Source organism: Pseudoalteromonas sp. BSi20652 (assembly GCF_000239855.1).
Classification (GTDB): domain Bacteria; phylum Pseudomonadota; class Gammaproteobacteria; order Enterobacterales; family Alteromonadaceae; genus Pseudoalteromonas.
In genome coordinates, this window is sequence record NZ_BADT01000064.1 from 1 (window position 1) to 5,524 (window position 5,524).

General features: G+C 39.7%; 2 protein-coding genes and 1 pseudogene. 2 read left to right on the forward strand and 1 reads right to left on the reverse strand.

The genetic code is table 11. The annotated features are described in order from the left end of the window. Positions 1 to 383: 383 nt before the first annotated feature. Positions 384 to 1,733: a class II 3-deoxy-7-phosphoheptulonate synthase gene (locus P20652_RS12485; protein WP_008167282.1), complete on the forward strand. Its 1,350-nt coding sequence runs from the start codon at positions 384 to 386 to the stop codon at positions 1,731 to 1,733. A gap of 423 nt (positions 1,734 to 2,156) precedes the next feature. Here the strand turns inward: P20652_RS12485 and P20652_RS17710 are convergent. After that, positions 2,157 to 2,965: pseudogene (locus tag P20652_RS17710) on the reverse strand (pyruvate, water dikinase regulatory protein). Between the two features lie 157 nt (positions 2,966 to 3,122). Between P20652_RS17710 and ppsA the strand changes: the two are divergent. After that, a complete protein-coding gene (ppsA, locus tag P20652_RS12480; RefSeq protein ID WP_008167289.1) occupies positions 3,123 to 5,498 on the forward strand; it encodes a phosphoenolpyruvate synthase in 2,376 nt (791 codons plus the stop codon). The last annotated feature ends 26 nt before the right edge of the window (positions 5,499 to 5,524 follow it).

A 5,524-nucleotide genomic window follows, 5' to 3' on the forward strand; every position in this document is an offset into this window, starting at 1 on the left:
CAAACTCCATATCATACATTAATGCCCACACATAGTATTTGGCAGTTATTTATTAATTTCTACTGTAAAGTTAAGGTTACATTAGTCGCAATTTATGTATGATGTGTTCTTTATTAAATTGTGCATATCATACCCTTATATGCTATTTATTATCAATGCGTTAAAACTGTGAATGTTTAACTCTAAGCTCATGTATTTTAACGTTTTAGTTTCTTTAAAATAAAAATAAAGTGTATGTTATATAACCACCTAGGTTAAGTAAGATTACTTTTATACTTAACTCATAACTAAATAATTGGAAAATAGTGAATTTAGTCCTTGAACATAGGGGCCTGCATACGTTAATTTCTTCTTATCAGGTAATGTAGGAATGAGGAAAAATTATGCAATCGTGGAACCCAAATAGCTGGAGAGAGCTGCCAATACTGCAGCAGCCACAGTACCCAGATCAAGAAATACTTAAATCAGTAGAAAGCCAATTAAAAACGGCACCGCCTTTAGTTTTTGCTGAAGAAACAAGAAGCCTATTCAAACAACTTGAAGATGTGTGCGAAGGTCGTGCTTTTTTACTTCAAGGCGGCGACTGTGCAGAATCATTTAGCGATTTTAATGCCGCTAACATTCGCGATACATTTAAAACAATCTTACAGATGGCTGTTGTATTAACTTACGGTGGTAAATGCCCTGTAGTTAAAATAGCGCGTATGGCTGGTCAATACGCTAAACCTCGTTCAGCAGACTTAGAAACAATTAATGGTGTGTCTTTACCATCTTACCGTGGCGATATTATTAATAATATCGAGTTTACAGAAGAAGCACGTATACCCGATCCACAACGCTTAATGACTGCATACCACCATAGTGCCGCTACATTAAACTTATTACGTGCATTTGCACAAGGTGGCCTTGCCGATCTTCACCAGGTAAACCGCTGGAACATGGGCTTTGTTGCTGCAAATCCACTTAAAGAAAAATACCAACAACTTGCAGATAAAATTCAAGACGCATTAGAGTTTATGGAAGTGTGCGGAATTAATTCTACAATCGCGCCAAGCTTAAAAGAAACCGATTTATACACTTCTCACGAAGCTTTACTACTTGGTTACGAAGAGGCGCTTACTCGTCGCGACCACTTATCAGGTGATTGGTACGATTGTTCTGCTCACTTTGTTTGGATTGGTGAACGTACTCGTCAACTAGACCATGCACATATTGAGTTTTTTAAAGGCATTAAAAACCCAATTGGTGTTAAAGTTGGCCCAGGTATGGACCCAGATGACCTAATTCGTTTAATTGATGCATTAAACCCAGATAATATTCCTGGTCGTTTAACGCTAATTACGCGTATGGGTGCAGATATACTTCCTGAAAAACTTCCAGCACTAGTAAGAAGAGTTCAACAAGAAGGCCGTAAAGTAATTTGGAGCTCAGATCCAATGCACGGTAACACTGAAAAAGCGACATCAGGTTACAAAACACGTAACTTTGACAATATTATGCGCGAGATCAGTCAGTTCTTCGCTGTACACAAAGCTGAAGGTTCATACGCAGGTGGTGTTCACCTAGAAATGACAGGCCAGCACGTTACAGAGTGTACTGGCGGTGCTTACGGTTTATCTGACGATGACCTAGCGCAGCGTTACAAAACGCAGTGTGATCCACGCCTTAACGCCGACCAAGTATTAGAGTTAGGCTTTTTAGTCGCTGATTTACTAAAAGACGCACGTAAATAATATTTATTGATACAAAAAACCGCTTAGTTGCGGTTTTTTTTGTTTCTAATCTAGGGCGTGCTGACCTTTGTTGATTGAAATTTGTTCAATCCAAGGAAGATTTAATCGCGGCGCGAGGTTTGTAACCTAGTGGACTCGATAACTGCTCCTGCGTTATTCTACTGGCTTACATCCATGTAAGAATAAGTAAAAACCGAGCAAAGCTTCCGCGTCCTGCCCACGCCCCTTACCAACATCCATGTAGGCAACAAAGAGTTAATCGTCCCTAGAAAGAATCCAAAGGGCAGCGCATGTTTACCATTAATGCTACGTTATCGCCTATTTATGGGGAATAACAACACTACATAGGCTCTGCCTTGCCTAAAAACCAAACATACTGCTGCAAATTCACCCACCAAAGCTCAACACGTCCTAATCGATAAGTTAGTACTTACGTCGCTCCAAGTCTGTTTCTATCAATATTTTTGCAGATATTTCTTCAACAGAATGATGCGTAGAATTAAAGTAAGCAATTTTATGACGCTTATACAACATTTCCACTTCGCGAACCTCAATACGACACTGTTTAATTGAAGCATACTTAGAGTTAGCCATACGTCGATGCCTTATAGCCGCAAGCCTCTCAGGGTCAATCGTGAGTCCAAATAACTTATGTTTATAAGGGACTAAACACTTAGGCAAGCCTTCATTGTCTAAATCTTCTTCTGTAATAGGGTAGTTAGCCGCTTTAATGCCGTACTGCAGAGCTAAGTATAAGCTTGTGGGTGTTTTACCACTTCTACTAACGCCAATTAAAATGATGTCTGCTTCAGAAAAGTTTTTAATATTTCCGCCATCATCATTCATAAGAGCATAATTAACGGCATCAATTCTAAAATCATAACTTTTTTCGTGAATAGAATGCGTACGATGCATTTTTGGAACAGGGGCTACATTGAGTTCTTTTTCTATTTTTTCGCTATATGTAGTTAAAAAATCATAGGTAACTGCATTAGCAGATTTTATAATTTCACTTAAATTGTGATTAACAAAAGTAAAAAAACAAATGGCTTTTCGCCTGTTTTTGCAGCGGTTGCATTAATTAATGCTTTAACTTCGTGCGCTTTTTCTTCAGTTTCTACAAATGGAATTGTTTTATGATTAAAATCAATAGGAAACAACGACAAAGTCGCGTGCCCAAACACCTCTGAAGTAATTGCTGTTCCATCTGATATATAAAAAGCAGTTCTCATAGTTAACCTTTATATTACGTTTAAATCCCTTAAATGGGTTTCTCACGGTTTACGTGAGGACTATTGCCAGTGTAGAATGATGATGGCCTTTATTAAAGGTTTTCTTTCTTAACTCTCACAGTTAGACCTACAATTTGTTTTTTTTGGAGAAAGATCCGTGCAAGAATACGTTCTCTGGTATCAAGAGCTTGGTATGCAAGATGTTCCTCGAGTTGGCGGTAAAAACGCTTCACTTGGCGAAATGATTTCAAACCTAGCAAACGCTGGTGTACAAGTACCGGGTGGTTTTGCAACTACCGCAGATGCTTTTAATGAGTTTTTAGATCAATCAGGACTCACAGCAAAAATTCACAACATCTTAGATACACTTGATGTTGATGATGTAAATACACTCGCTAAAGTCGGTGCCGATATCCGCCAATGGATAATCGACACACCATTCCAACCAAACCTAGATCAAGCCATTCGCGAAGCATATAGCCAACTCCACGGCGATACTGCAGCAGATGTATCATTCGCAGTACGTTCATCAGCTACCGCTGAAGATATGCCGGATGCATCATTCGCAGGCCAGCAAGAAACTTTCCTTAACGTTGTCGGTATCGATTCAGTCATGGTCGCTATCAAACACGTATTTGCTTCATTATTTAACGACCGTGCAATCTCGTATCGTGTTCACCAAGGTTACGATCACCGTGGTGTGGCGTTATCAGCGGGTATTCAGCGCATGGTACGTTCAGATAAGTCAGCATCTGGCGTAATGTTTAGCATTGATACAGAGTCTGGTTTTGAAGACGTTGTATTTATTACATCAAGCTACGGCTTAGGTGAAATGGTTGTACAGGGCGCAGTTAACCCTGATGAGTTTTATGTTCATAAACCAACACTCCTTAAAAATAAACCTTCAGTAGTACGTCGTAACATTGGTTCTAAAGCCATTCAAATGATTTACTCAGAAGATAAAGCACATGGTAAGCAAGTAGACATCGTTGATGTTGCCCCTGAGCTTTCAAATAAATTTTCGATTACAGATGAAGAAGTGCAAGAACTTGCCAAACAAGCTGTAATCATCGAAAAACATTACGGTCGTCCTATGGACATCGAATGGGCAAAAGACGGTAACGACGGCAAACTATATATAGTTCAAGCACGTCCAGAAACTGTACGCTCAAACGAAGACTCTAACGTAATGGAACGCTTTCAATTAAATGGTACAAGCAACGTTGTTGTTGAAGGCCGTGCAATTGGTCATAAAATTGGTAGCGGTGTTGTTCGTGTTCTCGATTCAATCAAAGAAATGGATCAGGTACAAGTAGGCGACATTTTAGTAACCGATATGACCGACCCTGATTGGGAACCAATCATGAAACGTGCTGCAGCGATTGTTACAAATCGTGGTGGACGTACGTGTCACGCGGCAATCATTGCACGCGAACTTGGTATTCCGGCAGTTGTTGGTTGTGGTAATGCAACTGATTTAATTAAAGCGGGACAAGAAGTAACAGTATCGTGCGCCGAAGGCGATACCGGCTTTATTTACGAAGGTATTTTAGATTTTGAAATACTAACGTCACGCGTTGATAAAATGCCAGAACTACCAATGAAAGTTATGATGAACGTGGGTAACCCCGATCGTGCATTTGACTTTGCACGCTTACCGCATGCAGGTGTTGGTCTTGCGCGAGTTGAATTTATAATCAACCGTATGATTGGCGTTCACCCTAAAGCGTTATTAAATTTTGATGCTCAAACAGATGCATTAAAAGCAGAAATTACTGACATGATTGCCGGTTACGAATCACCAGTAGAGTTTTACATAACAAAACTTGTTGAAGGTATTTCAACGCTTGGTTGTGCATTTGCACCAGAGCGTGTAATTGTGCGTATGTCTGATTTTAAATCAAACGAATACGCAAACCTAGTTGGCGGTCAGCAATATGAGCCGGAAGAAGAAAACCCAATGATTGGTTTTCGTGGTGCCGCACGTTATATCTCTGAAGACTTCCGCGATTGTTTTGCACTAGAGTGTGAAGCTATAAAACGCGTAAGAAACGACATGGATATGGCTAACATAGAAATCATGATCCCATTCGTACGTACCCTTGAAGAAGGCAAACGCGTAATTGAATTACTAGAAGAACACGGTCTTAAACGCGGCGAGAATGGTCTAAAAGTAATCATGATGTGTGAGCTACCTTCAAATGCATTACTTGCTGATGAATTTTTAGAAATGTTTGATGGTTTTTCTATCGGCTCTAACGATCTAACACAGTTAACGCTTGGTCTTGATCGTGATTCTGGTTTAATCGCACATTTATTCGATGAGCGTGACCCTGCAATTAAAAAGCTACTTTCTATGGCAATTAAAACAGCTAAAGCAAAAGGAAAGTACGTAGGCATTTGTGGCCAAGGTCCTTCAGATCACGAAGACTTTGCAGCATGGTTAGTAGAGCAGGGCATTGACTCTGTTTCACTAAACCCTGATACAGTGATAGAAACATGGTTATACCTAGCTAAAAAATTAGCAAAGTAATAAATAGGTAAGCTATAAAAATGCCA